Annotated in this window: 16 protein-coding genes and 1 tRNA gene; 8 read left to right on the forward strand and 9 right to left on the reverse strand. The window is 71.4% G+C overall.

Features of this window, described 5'->3' with window-relative positions; all coding sequences use genetic code 11:
- The first annotated feature begins 136 nt into the window (after window positions 1-136).
- From IF55_RS09795 to IF55_RS09820, 6 genes are all read left to right on the forward strand, one after another.
- Window positions 137-859 carry a hypothetical protein gene (locus IF55_RS09795; RefSeq protein ID WP_048831810.1) on the forward strand — a complete coding sequence of 241 codons (723 nt, stop codon included), beginning with the start codon at window positions 137-139 and terminating at the stop codon, window positions 857-859.
- 68 nt (window positions 860-927) lie between these two features.
- On the forward strand, window positions 928-1,338 hold the full coding sequence (locus IF55_RS09800; protein WP_030892822.1) for a hypothetical protein: 411 nt from the start codon (window positions 928-930) through the stop codon (window positions 1,336-1,338).
- A gap of 178 nt (window positions 1,339-1,516) precedes the next feature.
- Window positions 1,517-1,588 (forward strand) — tRNA-OTHER (locus IF55_RS09805).
- Between the two features lie 254 nt (window positions 1,589-1,842).
- Complete coding sequence (locus IF55_RS09810) at window positions 1,843-2,355, forward strand: flavodoxin domain-containing protein (protein WP_030892820.1); 513 nt, start codon at window positions 1,843-1,845, stop codon at window positions 2,353-2,355.
- A 2,110-nt stretch (window positions 2,356-4,465) separates the two neighbouring features.
- Window positions 4,466-5,227 (forward strand): MerR family transcriptional regulator, encoded by a 762-nt coding sequence (locus tag IF55_RS09815; RefSeq protein ID WP_030892818.1) that lies wholly within the window; start codon window positions 4,466-4,468, stop codon window positions 5,225-5,227.
- A gap of 142 nt (window positions 5,228-5,369) precedes the next feature.
- Window positions 5,370-5,813 (forward strand): DUF6010 family protein, encoded by a 444-nt coding sequence (locus IF55_RS09820; protein ID WP_030892817.1) that lies wholly within the window; start codon window positions 5,370-5,372, stop codon window positions 5,811-5,813.
- A gap of 91 nt (window positions 5,814-5,904) precedes the next feature.
- Here IF55_RS09820 and IF55_RS09825 read toward each other — a convergent pair whose 3' ends face one another.
- Window positions 5,905-6,195 (reverse strand): muconolactone Delta-isomerase, encoded by a 291-nt coding sequence (locus IF55_RS09825; RefSeq protein WP_030892816.1) that lies wholly within the window; start codon window positions 6,193-6,195, stop codon window positions 5,905-5,907.
- A gap of 74 nt (window positions 6,196-6,269) precedes the next feature.
- Here IF55_RS09825 and IF55_RS09830 point away from each other — a divergent pair, with 74 nt between their 5' ends.
- Window positions 6,270-6,626, forward strand: a complete 357-nt coding sequence (locus IF55_RS09830; RefSeq protein WP_048831811.1) for an ArsR/SmtB family transcription factor — start codon at window positions 6,270-6,272, stop codon at window positions 6,624-6,626.
- A gap of 77 nt (window positions 6,627-6,703) precedes the next feature.
- Here the strand turns inward: IF55_RS09830 and IF55_RS09835 are convergent, their stop codons facing one another.
- From IF55_RS09835 to IF55_RS09860, 7 genes are all read right to left on the reverse strand, one after another.
- Window positions 6,704-7,540: a hypothetical protein gene (locus tag IF55_RS09835; RefSeq protein WP_030892814.1), complete on the reverse strand. Its 837-nt coding sequence runs from the start codon at window positions 7,538-7,540 to the stop codon at window positions 6,704-6,706.
- Window positions 7,541-7,763: 223 nt separating this feature from the next.
- Complete coding sequence (locus IF55_RS09840; protein WP_030892813.1) at window positions 7,764-8,600, reverse strand: RNA polymerase sigma factor SigF; 837 nt, start codon at window positions 8,598-8,600, stop codon at window positions 7,764-7,766.
- Between the two features lie 201 nt (window positions 8,601-8,801).
- Window positions 8,802-9,932, reverse strand: coding sequence for an RNA polymerase sigma factor SigF (locus tag IF55_RS09845; protein WP_245661128.1), 1,131 nt, complete (start codon window positions 9,930-9,932; stop codon window positions 8,802-8,804).
- A gap of 301 nt (window positions 9,933-10,233) precedes the next feature.
- Entirely contained in the window at window positions 10,234-10,527 is a 294-nt protein-coding gene (locus IF55_RS09850; RefSeq protein ID WP_030892808.1) for a Dabb family protein, read from the reverse strand.
- A gap of 66 nt (window positions 10,528-10,593) precedes the next feature.
- On the reverse strand, window positions 10,594-10,758 hold the full coding sequence (locus tag IF55_RS39705) for a hypothetical protein (RefSeq protein WP_169767194.1): 165 nt from the start codon (window positions 10,756-10,758) through the stop codon (window positions 10,594-10,596).
- Window positions 10,759-11,266: 508 nt separating this feature from the next.
- The gene (locus IF55_RS09855) at window positions 11,267-14,071 is read right to left on the reverse strand and encodes an ABC transporter permease (protein ID WP_048831812.1); all 2,805 of its coding nucleotides are present in this window, start codon (window positions 14,069-14,071) and stop codon (window positions 11,267-11,269) included.
- A complete protein-coding gene (locus IF55_RS09860) occupies window positions 14,065-14,841 on the reverse strand; it encodes an ABC transporter ATP-binding protein (protein ID WP_048831813.1) in 777 nt (258 codons plus the stop codon). Before IF55_RS09860 ends, IF55_RS09855 begins: the two co-directional genes overlap by 7 nt.
- Before the next feature lie 229 nt (window positions 14,842-15,070).
- On the opposite strand from IF55_RS09860, the gene IF55_RS09865 reads away from it, so the two are divergent.
- Window positions 15,071-16,456, forward strand: a complete 1,386-nt coding sequence (locus IF55_RS09865; protein ID WP_078644009.1) for a sensor histidine kinase — start codon at window positions 15,071-15,073, stop codon at window positions 16,454-16,456.
- Here the strand turns inward: IF55_RS09865 and IF55_RS09870 are convergent.
- Window positions 16,437-17,096 carry a TetR/AcrR family transcriptional regulator gene (locus IF55_RS09870; RefSeq protein ID WP_030892799.1) on the reverse strand — a complete coding sequence of 220 codons (660 nt, stop codon included), beginning with the start codon at window positions 17,094-17,096 and terminating at the stop codon, window positions 16,437-16,439. The two genes, IF55_RS09865 and IF55_RS09870, sit on opposite strands and share 20 nt — an antisense overlap.
- Between the last annotated feature and the right edge of the window lie 45 nt (window positions 17,097-17,141).

The following is a 17,141-nucleotide window of genomic DNA, read 5'->3' on the forward strand; positions in this document are numbered from 1 at the left end:
GCAGGGCGCTTGGCTCAATGGGGGCAATTGCGCGGCGGAGCCCGATTCGCATGGCCGGTTGTTCCCTGTTTATGGGCGCGTACCGCCTGCGAGACTCGCGGCGCTGAGACCACACTCGTAAGAGGGAGAGTCGAGCATGGCGCAGGACGGGTACAGCATCTCCATCGAGATGGATGACGCGACAACCAACAGGCTCCGCGAAGGAGGCTTCCGTCTGTACGGCTTCAGGGGGGTGCGCAGTTCGTCGTCCAACGGCAGGCCGTTGGTCTGGTTCAGCTCCCTGGGCTACATGACGGCGACGGAGATCTCCTGGGCGCCGCAACTGAAGGCATTCACTTCGCACTCTCAGATCATCCCCGACGGGCGAGTGACCGCCAGCAACTCGTACAACATCGAGCTCGGCCAGACTCTGGAGGTCAAGAGCATCACGGGGACGGGCACCGTATCGCCTGACGGGCTTCAGGGGGCCGTGTCCGTCTACAACGAGACGAGCACCGAGTTCACCACCGGCATCTCCCAGCGGAGCGATGTGGGCGACACCTCGTCGTTCAACCCCCTCTGTGCTTTCCCGCTGTTCGGGGGAAACATCAACGTGTTCACCCCGGTGGAGAAAGTACTGCTGTTCTTCGCCTCGGACTCGATCAACACCGGCACCGTCATCGAGCGGGCATTCGCTCCCGGCCTGCTGATCGACGTGACCGGGGTGGGTCACCGTAGCGTCCAGTACCACATCAACACCGGGTGGTCGCCCAGCGAGATCTGGGCAAGGAAGATAAGCGCTCGCGACAACATCGTGCCGCTGCTGGTCGAGTCGCCCAACGAACTGGCGCACGACGCCGAACGGTTGAGCAAGAAGTAGTGGCGGACCGGGATGATGGCAGTGGGCCCGAATCTTCAGGATTTGGGCCCACAGTCCGTGGGGGGACAATGACGGAGGTCAAGTCCGACACTCGGCGCATCTATGGAGATGGAAGGTGGACGTACGGCGAGTTCACCTTCGGCCTGCGCTACAACGCTGAGAGCATTTACGCCTTTCTTGACGTGGCCGAAGCTCAGTACTTCTGGGGGGCCGGGTGGTGGTACGCCACGACGAAATACCCGGCGAAGATCAGCCCCGCCTCTTTCACGGTTACCGTGGGCCGACAAGTGATCATCGATGAAACAGAGGTGAGGAAGGACCTCCCGCACCCGAGCGGGCGGGTTCAAAGCGGCAGCGTGATGTACTGGGGCGACGCCACTTATACATTCTCCGGCGCTGCTGTCATGTTCGGACCGTACTGGGAAGAGACGAGGCTCGTCGTCCCCTCGGAAACCTGGCGCTTCGACCTCAAGGCGTGAGGGGCGCTGGGGGCCGCCGGCCGCCGGTCCCGCATCCCCCGCCGGCCGCCGGTCCCGCATCCCCCGCCGCCCGCCGCCCGCCGCCGGCCGAGAGGGGCGTTGGGGCCACGCGTTGGCCAACAGGGGGGGCGGGCCGGTAAGATCATCTACGTAACCCCGGCGCGCAGCCGGGAGTCACGCGTCTGTGGTCCAAGGCAAGACGCCCGCCATCCAGCGGGAAATGCAGGTGCAAGGCCTGCCGGGCGCTCCATGCGAAGCCCCCGTACTCAGCGAGTACGGGGGCTTCGGCGTTTTCCCGGCCTCGGACGCCGCCCTGCCGCGAGGTTGGTGCGTGCCCCGTGTCGTAACCCCACCGCTCGAAGTGAGTCGCCGATGAGATGGCGACGGAAGGTGTCACGCCTTGCCTCGCTGCGCTGTCAGTAGTGCGGAAGCGAAAGCGGGCCCTGGCCTGGGAGTGAGTGGGGCAGGGCTGGAGCGGGCTGTTACGGGAGAGGGATGGTGAGGATGAAGGCCGTCATCGTGTGCGTCTCCGTGTCGCACGGCAACACGCGGCGCGTCGCCGACAGCATGGCCGAGGTGCTGGAGGCGAGGGTCGTCACTCCTGAGGAGGCCGATGTGGGGGAGGTGGGCGAGGCGGACATCGTGGGGTTCGGCTCGGGCGTCTTCTACGGGCGGCTCCACCCGCGCTTGACGGGCTTCGTACGGTCGTTGCCGGGGGTTTCGGCGCCCCCCGGCGGCGAGCGGCGCGGGGCGTTCGTCTTCGCCACGAGCGGCCTCCCGGAGCTGTCGCTGGTCTTCTCGTACGCCCGCCCCCTGTCTCAGCTCCTCCAAGGCAAGGGCTTCGAGGTCGAAGCAACCTTCTCGTGCCGAGCCCTCGACACCTGGGCCCCCTTCAAACCCCTCGGCGGCCTCCACAAACACCGCCCCAACGCCGCCGACATCGCCGCCGCCCGAGCCTTCGCCGGAGAGCTGGGGCGCCGGCGGGCGGGGGCGGGGGCGCGGGCGCCTTGGGCGTGAGGGTGGGGTGGTGGGGTGGTCGGGTGGTGGTTCAAGTCAGAGCAGGGGGGAGGGCATTGGGGCTGGTTTGCTGCCTGCGGCTGAGGTGGGGGGAGTGTCACGGCTCGTTGCAGGGTGGGGTGGTATTGCGCCCGGTTGGGCGCGGGTTTCGTCTCGGGCCCTCCGGGCCCAGGGCGCTGGCAGCGGCGGGGGGAGGGGGCCGGGCTGGGGGCCGGTTTGCTGTCCGTCGGTCGGTGGGTGTCTGGGGTTAGAGAGGGCTCGCTGCGCTTCGCCGCTGGCTGCTGCCGCGAGGTGGCCGTTGTGGCTGTTCGGCTGCGGGGTCGTGAGGGCTTGCGGCCCAAGGATCCAACAGCGGTGGGGCGGCTGCGCCCTGAGCCGGTTAACCGCCTGCGGCGCTGCTGGGACCTAACGCTAAGGACAGGCTCCGCTGCGCTCCGCCGCCGGCGGCTGCGGCACGGTTGGGCGCGGCGGACGGTCAGGTGCGAGTTTCGCCTCGGGCCCTTCGGCCCCATAGCGGGGCATGGGGGAGCGGGGGCCTGATGTCGGTTGGCCGCTGCGGGTGGGGTTGGACCTGGGGCCCAGGAAGGCTCCGCTGCGCTCCGCCGCTGGCGGCTGGGGCGGGGGTGGTTGGCTGTCTGCGGCTCGGTGGGGGCGGGGGTTACAGATCGCCGCTGGGTGGGGCGGTATTGCGCCTGGTTGGGTGCGGGTTTCGTCTCGGGCCCTCCGGGCCCAGGGCGCTGGCAGCGGCGGGGGAGGGGGCCGGGCTGGGGTCCGGTTCGCTGTCCGTCGGCCGGTGGGTGCCTGGGGTTAGAGAGGGCTCGCTGCGCTTCGCCGCTGGCTGCTGCCGCGAGGTCGCCGTGGCCGGTTCGTCGGGTGCGGCTCGGGGAGGGGCGCGGGCCTGTGATCCACATGATTCGGCAGGGGGCGGCGCGCTGCGCTGCGCCGGGTGCGCTGGCCGTTCGGGTGTCGTTTCCGCCCGTAAGGCAGGGGGCTGAGGGTGGGGAAACTCCACTCTGACGCTCAGCGGGTCCGATATGTCCGGACTGGGAGGTTGAATGTGCAACGGGGTGGGGTTGCCGACCGATTCAGCGTCCGGAATGGCGCTTTTGTCGGGTGGTAATCGCACTCTACCGGCTGGTAGGGCGCCCAAGCTCTACCGCAGGGCCGCGTCCGTATTCCCTCGTGGCGGTGGTCAGCGGGGTAGTGCGGCGGGGCTTTCCTGACCCCCGGCCGGTGCCTGCCGCCCCCCGCCCGGGGGGCGATGCGCCCGGCTCGGAAGTTGAACGGGCAATGGGGTGCGGTTGCCGCCCGCCTCTACGGCCGGAATGGCGTCTTTGTCGGGTGCTGGCCCAACCCTGCGAGCAGGCTCGGCAAGGGTGCAGTGCGCCGAAACCTTTCCGCGCCCGACCGCAACCCCGCCCGCAGCGGACGACCAATCCCCGGTCGCCCTGGGCCCCAGTTCCCCGCCGGGGCCGCTCCCTCATAGGCCCCTCCGGGGTTAGTGCGCCCCGGTGGGTCGGCTCCGGGAGGTTGAATAGGCAACATGGTGCCTTACCGGCCGGTTTTGCGTCCGGAAAGGTGCTTTTGTCGGGCGGTAGGGCAACCCTACCTGCGAGTAACGGGAATCGCGGCCGCACCCGGTGGGCGGAGCGCAGCGGAGGCTCTTTGACCTTGGCTGGCGTCGTACCCGCAGCGGGCGAACCGGCCTCAGCCCCCGCCCCCGCTGCCCCCCCAATGCTCCGCTGTGGGTCCGAAGGGCCCGAGACGAAACCCGCACCTGACCAGCCCCGGCGGCGCCCGAGGTACCCCAGCCCAGCCCCGGCCGTTGTCCGCAAGGCGCTCCGCCGCCTTGCTCAGTGCGCCCGGGGCGGTACCCAGCAGCTTCCGCACTTCGCCACGAGTTCGGCGATCCGCGCCAGGCGGTCCGGGTCCGGATCGAGCCCCTACCTGGCCCACGCCCGGAGGTGGGTGGCAGGTCCTCGGCGGGCGTCAATAGCGGGCCTCGGACGTGGGGTTGAAGCTGTCGTAGGGGAAGGCTCTAGCGTTTTGGGCAGGGCCAGGCGGGTTCGGGGCCCGTGGGGGTTGTTGGGCGGGGGCGGTGGTGGTGGCGGTGGCTTGGGTGATCGGGGATGTGGCTCGGATGTCGGGGGTTACGGCCCGGGCACTGCGGCATTACGGCGAGATCGGGTTGGTGCCGCCGGCGTGGGTCGGGGCCAATGGGCGCCGTTACTACGAGGAGCGTCAACTGTTGCGGTTGCAGCAGGTTCTTGTGTTGCGGGAGTTGGGGCTGGGGCTGGCCGAGATCGCCCAGATTCTGGCCGCCCAGGTCGACGAGGTGGAGGCCCTGCGGGGGCACCGCCGCCGGCTGCTCGCCGAGCGGGACCGGCTGAACGCCCTCGCCGGCGTCGTGACCCGCACGATCAACGAACTGGAGCAGTCCAGGAAGGAAGGCACAGACATGATCACTATCAGCCGGCCGGAGAACCTGTTCGAAGGCGTACGGTCCGCCCAGTGCATGAAGGTCCTGCACGGCTTCCCGGAGCTGGTGGGGGCCGTCGAGGGACGTGCCTCGGCGTTGAGCGAGGCCGAGCGCGAGGCCGACGAGCGGGAGCGTACGGCGCAGATGGTCCGGCTCGCCGAACTGCTGGCCGTCGGGGTGCCCGCCGGCGCCGACGCCGTGCAGGCCGAGGTCGACGCCCAGTACCGGACACTGGCCCGTAGCCGGGCGGCCACCGCCGAGGAATACCGCGCGATCGGCCGTACCTGCGTGGAGAACGAGCACTGGCAGGCGGTGTACGAAGCGATCGCGCCCGGCCTGGCCGCCTACCAGCGAGCCGCCATCGACGCGTACGCCGATACTCGACTCTCCTGACGGCCCCCGAGTCAGGGCCGGGTGGCGAGAAACCGCACCGGGGGGAGCGGTGGGCCGCCACCCGGCCCGCTGGCGAGAAACCGTTGGAAACTGTCACTCTCGCCACTGGGGCGAGCCCCAGAGCCCGCATAGCGTCGGCCGCATGAACATTGCCGGCCTTCTCCCCTACGTCATGCCGGTCGCTATCGGCCTCGTCGTCGTGCTGTCGCTGTCGCTCGTCCCCGAACAGCACCGCCAGCCCTTGAACGCCCTCGCGATCGCCGGGGCCGGAGGCGTGTACTTCTCGGGCGGCGGCATGGGCGTCTGGGAACTGCCCTTCGGGGCGCTGATGTTGTACGTCGCCTACCGAGGGCTCACGTCCTGGACGTTCATCGGCGTCGGCTGGCTGCTGCACACCGCCTGGGACATCGTCCACCACCTGAAGGGAAGCCCGATCCTGCCCTTCGCGCACGACTCGTCCCTGGGCTGCGCGATCTGCGACCCGGTCATCGCGCTGTGGTGCTTCCGCGGCGGCCCGCCCCTCCGGGAACTCCTGCCGGGCGGCCGGCAGCGCGGAGCGTTGCAACACCCCGGTTTGCAGGAGTAGGAGTGCGGGAGTAGTCGTCAGTCGGGCCTCGGCCCCCTTGCCCTGCTCGCTTCTGCCAGGGCCCCGCGGCCCTGGCCTAGGCAGCCCTGGCCTAGGCGGCCTTGGCCTCCGCCGTCAGGGCGTGGGTGGCCAGTGCCGTCACGTCGAAGTCGGCGTACGGCCGGATGGGCAGGCTGTTGAACGCCTCCACCAGGGCGTCCGCGTCGGCCGCGGACCACAGGCCGATGTTGGCGCGCTTGCCGGGCACCGACCAGATCTGGCGCAGTACGCCCTCGGCCATCAGCTCGCGGCCCCGCTCGCGCTCGCGCCTGATCAGGTCCGCCTGCTCGTCCGCGGGCAGCTCGTAGACGCGGGTGACGTCGATGCGTACCAGGAATTCCACTCGGGCTCTCCATCTCTTTAATCGATGTTCGTCGATTATCGACGATAAGTCCCGGTGCGTTTAGACTCAAGGCCATGCCCCGTCAGCTACATCACCCCGACCTCAAGGACACGACGCTCGCCCGAGTCCTGTCGGCGCTGGGCGACCCCGTGCGGCTGCGGATCATCGCGGTGCTCGCGGACCGCGGCGAGCACCCGCGCGAGGACTTCGACCTCGGCGTCGGGCCGTCGACCGTGAGCCATCACATGAAGACGCTGCGCGAGGCGGGCCTGACTTACCACCGCCTCGAGGGCACCCGCTGTTTCGTCTCGCTGCGCGAGGACGCGCTCCAACGGTTCCCGGCGGTCGTCGGCAGCGTGCTCCAGGCCGTGGAGGCCGCGGAGGCCGCGGAGGAAGCAGAGGAGGCGGAGGCCCCCGCCCCTGCCTCATAGAGCGCAGGTGGCGGAGACCGCCGCCCCATCCGCCTCATAGGTCCGGGCCGAACCGGTATTCCCCTCCGCCCCGTCCCTCACTTCCACCGCGCCGTGACGTCCCGCGTCTCGATGTGCATGCCCAGCGGGACGCGCCACGCGTCCACGCAGATGGGCCAGGTCTGTTCCTTCCGCTGTCCCGCCGTGATGGGGGCGGGCAGGGGGCGGGTCTGCTTGATGGTCGCCCAGTCGACGCCGAGGGCCCCGATGACGTGGGTTTCGAAGGTGACGATGCCCTTGGTCACGGGCCGGCCGCCGGTGTTGGTGAAGGTGACGGTCACCTGTTCGCACCAGCGGTGGTCGGCCGGGGTGCGCTTCGGAGCGCTTACGGTCAGCGCTGCCGGCGAGGGCGATGGAGTGGGGGGCTTCGGGGAGCCGGGCGGGGTGGTGCCCGGAGTGCCTGGGGGGTTCGGCCTCTGCGGGGTGCCGGGGCCGTTCCCGGTGCCGGGGCCCTTGTCCGTACCCCTGCCCCTGCTCGTACCCGCGCCGGGTGCCTGCGCCGAGGGGTCGCCCGTACGGCTGCCCGTGCCCGGGCCCGTACCGGCGGAGGCGGAGGATGTGCCCGCGCTCGTACTCCCGCTCCCGCTGGGAGAGCCAGGGGCGCGGGGCGTGCGGGTGGTCCTGCCGTCCGTGCCGGATTTGTCGCCCGCGCTCGCGCTCGAACCGGGGGTCGGGCTGCCGCTGCCCGCTCCGTCCAGTGGTACGAGGTCCACACCGTCCTTCGGCGGTACGGCCGTGCCCGGGGCGTGGTTGCCGGCGGGGCCCGCCGCTTCGGCCGCGACATAGCCGTCGCGGCTGCCGCTGCCGCAGCCGGTGAGCAGTACGCCGAGGCAGAGCGCCGTCGCCGAGGCGGAGCCGATCGTCGTCCGTCGCATCGGGCCAGTGTGGCTGACGGGACGTCAGCTGTATAGGTGATGTACGGGAATGTACGGGGGTGATGCCGCCCCGCATGGCGTCGCGGGCGTCGTACGGACGTATCCCGGGCGCGGTGCGGCGGGGCGCGTTACGGACCGGTGGGGCGCGGCCTCAGTCGCCTGGGCGGGTGAGGCGCCGCCTCGCGTACGGCGGTGCCGAGCCGATCGGCCCGGCCCGGCCCGTTCAGTCGGCGATGAGCCCTTCGCGCAGCGTCGCCAGGGTGCGGGTGAGCAGCCGGGAGACGTGCATCTGCGAGATGCCGACCTCCTCGCCGATCTGCGACTGCGTCATATTGGCGAAGAAGCGCAGCATGATGATCTGCCGCTCCCGCGGCGGGAGTTTGGCCAGCAGCGGCTTGAGCGACTCGCGGTACTCGACGCCCTCCAGCGCGGAGTCCTCATAACCGAGCCGGTCGGCCAGCGAGCCCTCGCCGCCGTCCTCCTCGGCGGAGGGGGAGTCCAGCGAACTCGCGGTGTACGCGTTGCCCACCGCCAGGCCGTCGACCACGTCCTCCTCGGACACGCCCAGGCACATGGCCAGTTCGGGCACGGTCGGGGAGCGGTCGAGCTTCTGCGACAGCTCGTCGCTGGCCTTGGTGAGGGCGAGGCGCAGCTCCTGGAGCCGCCTGGGGACCCGCACGGACCAACTGGTGTCGCGGAAGAAGCGTTTGATCTCGCCGACGACGGTCGGCATGGCGAAGGTCGGGAATTCCACGCCGCGTTCGCAGTCGAAACGATCGATCGCCTTGATGAGACCGATCGTGCCGACCTGGACGATGTCCTCCATCGGCTCGTTGCGGCTGCGGAACCGGGCCGCCGCGTACCGCACGAGCGGCAGGTTCAGTTCGATGAGGGTGTCGCGTACGTACGTACGCTCCGCGCTGTCCTTGGCAAGCGTGGCGAGCCGCAGGAAGAGGGCGCGGGAGAGGGTGCGAGTGTCGATGGCGTCGCAGTCGTCAAGCACATCGTGTGGTGCGTCTTTGGTGAGGAGCACCTTCGAGCTGCCCAGTTCTACGGACATGCCACCCCCTTGAGGTCGCGGACGGGTTGCCGGCAGCTCCCTCGTACCCAGTCCGTACGAGGAGTGCAGCCTCCACCTGAATACCGGAGGCGGCGCTGTGGCAAACGCGGTTCCAGCAGAATGTCACATGTCGGCAACGCGCTGTAGCGCCAAGTCGACTTATCCGCCCCGAAGGGGTGGGGCGGGGGTCCCTCGCGTTGATTACGCCTCGATCCGATTTGCGGAACGCAGGCGTGCGAAGCTGCGCGAGAGCAGCCGGGACACGTGCATCTGCGAAACCCCGAGCTCCACACTGATCTGGGACTGCGTCAGGTTGTTGTAGTACCGCAGCAGCAGGATTCGCTGCTCGCGCTCCGGTAGCTGTACGAGAAGGTGGCGGACGAGGTCGCGGTGTTCGACTCCGGCGAGCGCCGGGTCCTCGTACCCCAGCCGGTCGAGAAGGCCCGGCAGCCCGTCGCCCTCCTGCGCCGCCTCCAGCGAGGTGGCGTGGTACGAGCGGCCCGCCTCGATGCACGCGAGCACGTCCTCCTCGGTCAGCTTGAGCCGTTCGGCGATCTCGGCGGTCGTCGGGGAGCGGCCGTGCAGCACGGTCAGATCCTCGGTCGCGCCGTTGACCTGCACCCACAGCTCGTGGAGGCGGCGCGGCACATGGACCGTACGGACGTTGTCGCGGAAGTACCGCTTGATCTCGCCGACGACGGTCGGCATCGCGAACGTCGGGAACTGCACCCCGCGGTCGGGGTCGAACCGGTCGATGGCGTTGATCAGACCGATCGTGCCGACCTGGACCACGTCCTCCATCGGCTCGTTACGGCTGCGGAACCTCGCCGCCGCGTACCGCACCAGCGGCAGGTTGGCCTCGATCAGGGCGGCCCGTACGCGCGCGTGCTCGCTGGTCCCCGGCTCCAGGTCGGCGATCTCCTTGAACAGGACCTGCGTCAGCGCGCGGGCATCGGCGCCGCGCCGCTCCCGGCGGTGAGTGGGGCTCTCGGGCGGGGGGACCTGTTCCTGTTCCTCTGCCTGTGCCTCTGTCTGTGCCGGTGCCTGTTCCTCTGCCTGTGCCGGTGTCGGTTCCGGTGCTTGTGGTTGCTCCGGTGCTTGTTCTTGGGCCTGCGCCTGCTTCGGCTCGTTCCCCTGTGCCTGCTCGTTCTCCCCCTCCTCCCCCTCCTGGTCTTCCGTCGGCTCTTCCTCCCTGCCTTCGAGGGGCGCTTCACGGCTCTCGGCCGCTGTCTCCCGGCCCGGGCGCGCCGCCGTACGGCTCCCGGTCGCGGGCTCGCCGTCGGCGCCGCTCCGGCTCTGGAGCGGCGTTCCGGGCGCGGTGCGGGCCGACATCCTCACGCCACCCCTTCCCCTCAGGTTCTCCGTATCCGTCAAAAGCGGTCATAGCATCACAAGACATGTGCACTGTGTGCAAGCACCCAATAACGACGTGTTGGTTCGTTAGTTGGTTTGTTTGTCGGCCTGTCGGCTGATCCGCGGGTTGGTCCGTTGGGTGGGTCGTAGGTGGTCCGCCGAGTGGTCCGTAGGTTGGTCCGTCGGGTGGGCCCGTCTTCCGGCGGCGGAGGCACGGAAAAGGCCCCGTGCTCTCGGACAGCAGTCCGAGAGCACGGGGCCCGGTGGCCCGGCCGGCCCGTCAGAACGGGTAGTCGGCCATCACCCAGGTCGAGAATTCCTTCCACAGCGCGACGCCCGCCTGGTGCGCCGGGTGCTCCAGATAGCGCTGGAGCGCCTCGGCGTCTTCGACAGAGGAGTTGATGGCGAAGTCGTACGCGATGGGGCGGTCGGCGACGTTCCAGCCGCACTCCCAGGAACGCAGGTCGGGGATGAGCCCGCCCAGCTCCTCGAAGGCGCGCGCGCCCGCGACCACGCGCGGGTCGTCGCGCGTGACGCCCTCATTGAGCTTGAACAGGACCAGGTGGCGTAGCACGCGGATGTCTCCCTGTGGACGGCGCGGAGCCGGTCGTACGAGGAGGCCGTCTCCTCCTCGACCAGGTCACTTGATGAGCTGGGTCATGAACTCGCCCACGCTGTGCGCGGCGTCCGAGATGGCCTGGAAGCCCATCTGGACCAGTTCGGCGGCCCGGGGCGGGGAGGTGATGATCGTGTACAGCACAAAGATGACAACGATGATGAGGATTATCTTCCTCGCTTGCGCCATGCTGCACTGCCTCCCCGGCTGTCCCCTCTGTCTCGCGCGAGTCTATCCACACATATGGACGAGTCGTCGGTCCGCATCCGTGCGTTGATGTCATCTTTAAGGACCAAAGGCCCGATGAACGGGGCCCTTTGCCCGCTGGCTCCGCTCCCCGAAGGGCGGAGGATAGAGGGGAGCCCAGCGGATCTGGCAGGAATCCGTGGGCAAGGGACATGGGCCTCACTGCGGGGTCCGGCCGCGCGCTTCCCCCCTGAGCGCGGCCTGGACTTGGAGACCGTGTCCTCATCGGGGGAAGCGGCTTGTCCCCCCGATGCCGCTTCCCCCGTCCTTCTTTTCTCCCCCTTTTTTCTTCTTTCTCTTTCGCCGGGCTGGCTGCGCTGGGCCGTCTTCGCCGGGCTGGCTGCGCTGGGCCATCTTTGCCGGGCCGTCTTCGCTGGGCCGTCGCCTCTTGGCCTTCGCTTTCGCTGGTCCGCTTCTCTCAGCCCCTGCCGGGGTCAGCCCCCCGCCGGGGTCAGCCCCCCGCCGAGACCATCCGCACCGCCGGTGTCCGCAGCGTGTGCCAGGCCGGGGCGACCGTGGCGAGCAGGGCGATGAGCGCGCAGGCCGCCGCGGTCCCCGCGACCGGCCCGGCCGGTACCACGACCGGCGTTCCGCTGACGATCTGCTGGAGTGCGATCCACAGGCCGCCCAGGCTGAGCGCGGCCACGCCCGCGGCCAGGACCAGGCCCACCGCGACCACCAGCAGCGCCTCGGCCGCCACCACCCGCAGTACCTGGGCGGGCGTCAGCCCGGAGAGGCGCAGCAGGGCGAGTTCGCGGGCGCGGTGGCGGGTGGACATGACCAGGGTGTTGGCGATGGCGACGCCGGTGTAGAGGACCGCGATGCCGCCGATGAACAGGAGGGCCAGCCGGGTCTCCGCCGCTTTACGGGCGTCCACGCGCGCCGTCCACCGCTCGCGCGGCACCGCCTCCGCGAACCCGTCGTCGGCCGCCGCCTCGACCGCCGCGCGGACCGTCGCCGGGTCGGCGCCGGGCCGCGGCTTGACGTAGAGGGCGTCGGGGAGGCGCGTACCGGCGTAGCGGGAGCTGACGAAGACGCCGCCATCGCCCAGCCCGGCCCTGAGCACCGCCGCCACGCGCAGCGAGACCTCGCGGCCGTCGGCCAGCCACACCGTGACCTTGTCGCCGGCGGCGCGGTGCCAGGACTCGTCGACGACGATCGTCCGGTCGTCGGCGAAGTCCGCGAGGCTGCCGGAGACCACCGGGAGTGTCAGCACGGCGGCCAGTTCGGCGGGGGTGACGGCCCGCGCGGGGTAGGGCAGCAGCGGGGCGCCGGCCGGGTAGAGGAGCGGGTCGGGGCCGGGGACGGTGAAGACCGTCGTCGGCGTGGTGGCCGCCGCGTCCACGCCGGGCACCGCGCGGACCTTGTCCACGGTGGCGCGGCTGAGCCCGGGCGCGGACCCAGGGGTGACGACCAGGTCGGCGTCGCGCACCTGCTGTCCGACCTCCCTGGAACGGGCCGTCTGGATCGACCCCGAGGTGCTCCACAGCGAACAGGCCAGCCCGACCGTGATGAGCACCGGCGCGGCGGTGGCGGCGGTGCGGCGGATCGAGGTCAGGGCCGCGGCCTGTACGAGCATGGCGCCGGCGCCGCGACCGCGGGCCGGCCAGGCGGTGACGAGCCGGGTGATGAGGGGGATGACCAGCGGCGACAGCAGCGTGCAGGCGAGGATCAGGGCCGGGGCGGCCAGGGTGGTGAGCCCGGCCCAGTACAGCGGGGGCAGCAGTGGCGCGGCGGCCAGCAGCGCGAGGGCGCAGACCAGGACGGCCAGCCCGGCCAGCCGCCGGGCCAGGGGGATGGCCGGGCGTTGGGCCGCACTCGCGTCTTCGCTGCCGTTCTCGCTGCCGTTCGCGCCGTCGTTCTCACCGTCGTTCTCGCTCTCGTGCAGCGCCTCCAGCGGCCGGACCCGTCCCGCGCGGAGGGCCGAGACGCCGGCGCCGAGCCAGGCGAGCAGCACACCCAGCGCGAAGGCGGCGACGAGGAGCAGGGCCGATTCCCAGGACAGCGGCGCGGAGAACCACTCCGGCGCGATCCCGTGGCCGACCAGCCAGTCGGCGAGCAGCGGCGCGCCGAGGAGGCTCAGGGCGCAGCCGGCGGCGGAGCCGGCGACGCCGACGATCTTCGCCTCGCTCAGCACCAGCCGCCGCACCTGGCGCGAGGTGGCGCCGGCCAGTCGCAGCAGGGCGAGTTCGCGGCGGCGCTGGACGACGGAGTAGGAGAAGGTCGAGGCGATGACGCAGACGGAGACGAAGGCGGCGACGCCGGCGGCCAGGCCGAGCAGGCTGCTCACGCCGACGACCGCGTCGGCGTCCTCCTTCGCGCGGGGATCGGCGGCGCGGCGGGCGTCGCCGGTGAGGACCTGGACCCCGTCGCCGACCGCCGCGCGTACCGCCTCGGGACGGGCGTACGAGACGAGCGCGTCGACGCGCGGGGAGAGGCGGGCGGCCTCCCGCTCGCTGAAGAAGAGGGCGTGTTCGAAGGAGACCGGGGCCGTGACGCCGGAGACGGTGTAGGAACGCGCCCGCTCACGGGTCAGCACGGTCACCTTGTCGCCCGGCCTCGCGGTGCCGAAGCCGCCGACGACCATCTCGTCGTCGGCGGCGGGCGGGCGCCCGGCGGCCAGCCGGTACGGGGCGAAGGCCGCCGCCGACCAGGCGTGGCCGACCTGCCGGCGGGGGCCGTCGGCGAGGTGGACGGGGAAGCTGCGGTCCAGGACCGTACGCCCGGCTGGCCTGGTTGGTTCGGCTGGTCCGGCTGGTCCGGCGGGCCCGGTTGGCCCGGTTGGCCCGGTTGGCCCGGTTGGCCCGGTTGGCCCGGCGGGTTCGGCGGGTCCGGCTGGTTCGGCTGGGTCGGCTGGCCCGGCGGGCTCGGCCGTACGGGCTTTCGCGACGAGTGTGTCGGACAGGCCGCGCGGTTCTGCGAGGGCCTCCTTGTTCCGGCCGCCCCAGGGGTCGGGCACGGTGAGGGTCGGGTTGCCCCGTACGACCACGGGGGCGGCGGCGAAGCGGCCGGGGGCTTGGTCGGGGCCGGGCCCGGTGCTCGGTGGGCCGGTGGTGGTCGCGGTGGCGGCGAGTACGAGACCCATGGTGGCCAGCAGGGCCACCCCGAGCATGAGCGCGATGAAGGGCCCGAGGAACGCGCCCCATCTGGTGCGCAGGGTGCGCCAGGCGATCCTCGACATGCCCGTGTCGGTGGGTTCGGCGGCCTTGGTCGCCCTCCCCGGGCGGCCGGGGGGCCGGAGGCCGGTGCTCAGCATCCCGCAGTCTCTGGATGGGGCGTACGGCCGGCCGTATCGGTCATTCGGGTCATCCGGGTCATCCGGTTCGCCACCTCTTCGGCCGTCGGCGCTTCGAGGCGGCTGGTGACGCGCCCGTCCTGGAGGAAGATCACCTGATGCGCGTACGAGGCCGCCACCGGATCGTGCGTGACCATCACGATGGTCAGCCCGTCGTCGACCATGTCCCGCAGCATCGCGAGGAGTTCGCGGGAGGTGTTGGTGTCCAGCGCGCCGGTGGGCTCGTCGGCGAAGAGCACCTGGGGGCGGGTGATCAGGGCGCGGGCGATCGCCACGCGCTGTTGCTGGCCGCCGGAGAGCGCACCGGGCAGGTGCCGGGCGCGTTCGGCGAGGCCGACCGCCGCCAGTACGTCCCGGAGTTCGGCGCCGGAGGGCCTGCGGCCGGCCAGCCGCAGCGGGAGGGCGACGTTCTGCTCGGCCGTCAGCGACGGCAGCAGGTTGAAGGACTGGAAGACGAAGCCGACGCGGTCGCGGCGGAGGAGGGTGAGCGCGGTCTCGTTCAGCCCGGTCAGGTCCGTACCGGCGAGGACCACCCGCCCGCCCGTGGGCCGGTCGAGGCCCGCGGCGCACTGGAGGAGCGTCGACTTCCCCGACCCGGAGGGGCCCATGACGGCGGTGAACGAGCCTTGAGGGATGGTCAGGGTGACGTCGTCGAGGGCGGTGACGGAGTTCGGCCCGGTGCCGTAACTCCTTGACACGGAGAGAAGCTGTACCGGTTCGTTGGCGTTCATAGCCATCAGACAACCGGCGGGGGCCGACCGTCGCACTACCGCGGGGGCGACTCTTGGGGGTAGGGCAGGCACTACCGGGGGGCGGTCGGGGGCGTCGGAGGGTCCCGTCGGAGGGGCGGTTGGGGGTTGTGGGAGGGGCCGTCGGCCAGTGGGGGGTAGAGCCTGTTCTACCCCGGTACGGGGGCAGGGGCGAAGGACGCCGTACGCGACGGTCCGTATCGTTTCGGCGATGGAGCGGGAGCGATCGGCGGCGGGCGATGCGCGGGGCGGGCAGATAGAGCGGGGGCAGTCGGCGGGGGGCGATGCGCCGGGTGGACAGCAGGAGTTGTGGTGGGCGCTGCGCCGCCGGGGCTATGTGCGGACGCGGTGGCCGTGGCGGTCGGCCGCGTACCTGGCGGCGGGGGCGGTGTGCGGGGCGGGCGCGTTCGGGCTGCTCGTAACCCTGATCCTGGTCGGAACGGTGCTGTCCGTGCTGCTGATCGGCCTCCCGCTGCTCGCCGCGATCTGTCTGGCCGGGGTGCCGATGGGGGCGTTGGAGCGGCACCGGGTCCGGCTGCTGGGCGGCACGGCGGTGCGCGATCCGCACCCGGCCTTGGCGCGCCCCGGCTTCGTGGCGTGGGCCCGTACCCGGCTCGGCGAGCCCGTCACTTGGCGGGAGTTGGGGTACCTCTTCGTCTTCTGCCTGCTGTTGTGGCCGGTCGACCTGGCGGCTCTGGCCATCGGCCTGCTGCTGCCCGTAGGAGTGCTGTACGAGGCGGGGTCCGTGGCGGCGGGCGTCAACGGGCAGGTGCGACTGCTGCCGGGCTGGGAGATCTCCTCCCTTCCGCAGGCGGCGGCGGCCGGGCTGCTCGGGGTGGTGTGGCTGCCCGCCGGGGCGTATCTGACGGGCGTGGTGGCCGGGTGCCGCGCGGAGCTGACGCGGTTGGTGCTGGGGCGGCGGGAAGCGGAGTTCGCGCAGCGGCTGCTGGAGGTCAGCCGGTCGCGGGCGCGGCTGGTGGACGCCTTCGACGCGGAGCGCCGCCGTATCGAACGCGACCTCCACGACGGTGCGCAGCAGCGGCTGGTGGCGCTCACGATGCTGCTGGGGCTGGCCGCGATGTCGGAGGGCGCGGAGGCCGCGGCCCTGCTCGCGAAGGCCCAGGCCCAGGCGGGGCTGGCCTTGGAAGAGCTGCGCGAACTCATCCAGGGCATCCACCCGCAGGTCCTCACCGACCGGGGGCTGCCGAGCGCGGTGCACGACGTGGCGGACCGGTCGCCGGTCCCGGTGGACGTGGCCTTCGAGGAACTTCCGGGCCGGCTGCCGCAGGCGGTGGAGACCACCGCGTACTTCGCGATCTGCGAGGTACTGGCGAACGTCGCCAAGCACAGCGGCGCCGACCGCGCGACGGTACGCGGCGGGCTCGTCGACGGCCGGCTCGTGGTGCGCGTCGAGGACAACGGCGCGGGCGGCGCGGACCCCGCCGAGGGCACGGGCCTGCTGGGGCTCGCGGACCGGCTTGCGGTGGTCGACGGCCGGTTGCTGATCTCCAGCCCGGCGGGCGGGCCGACGCTGGTACGGGTGGAGATACCGGTTGGGGACGGGGTAGCGGGTGGTGCTAGAGCTTCTGGTTCTTGAGGAGGGCCGCGGTGGCGAGCCGGGGGGCGGGAGGTAGGGGGGAGCGTTCTCCGGAGGCCTGGATCGCTTGGATGATGAGGGCGGCGAAGCGGCGGGAGGCGGCGACCCGGTCGGCGGGCGACGCGGCGCGGATGCCCTGGTTTGCCATGAGCATGATGAGCAGGTCGTCCAGTACGAAGTCGGCGCGCAGCCGGCCCGCCTCCTTGGCGCGGCGGGCCAGTCCGGCGATCGCGTTGACCGTGTACGTACGACTGGCGATGAACTCCGGCGAGTCGGGGTGGGCGAACAAGAACGCCTCGGTGAACCCGTGGTTGAGCGCGTTCACCTCGCAGACCTTCTCGATGACGAGGCAGAGACCGCGCCAGGGGTCCGTCTCCGCCTCGGCGCGCCCTTCGTCCACGATGGCGTGACAGGCCCGTCGCTCGTTCGCGAAGGCCGCGTCGACCAGCGCCTGCTTCGTCGGAAACCGCCGGTAGAGCGTGGCGGGACCGACCCCCGCGTGCCGGGCGACCTCGCGCATCGACACGCGCAGCCCGTCCGCGGCGAAGAGCGCGCGGGCGGCGGCGAGGATGCGCGCGCGGTTGTCCTGTGCGTCGGAGCGGAGCGCGGGTCGGCGGTTGTGAGGCAATTCGTCGGTCACCTTTCTCACTTTAGCCAAGTGGACGGGGGCGTCCGTTAGCGTCCG

The organism is Streptomyces varsoviensis (assembly GCF_000718635.1).
Classification (GTDB): Bacteria; Actinomycetota; Actinomycetes; order Streptomycetales; family Streptomycetaceae; genus Streptomyces; species Streptomyces varsoviensis.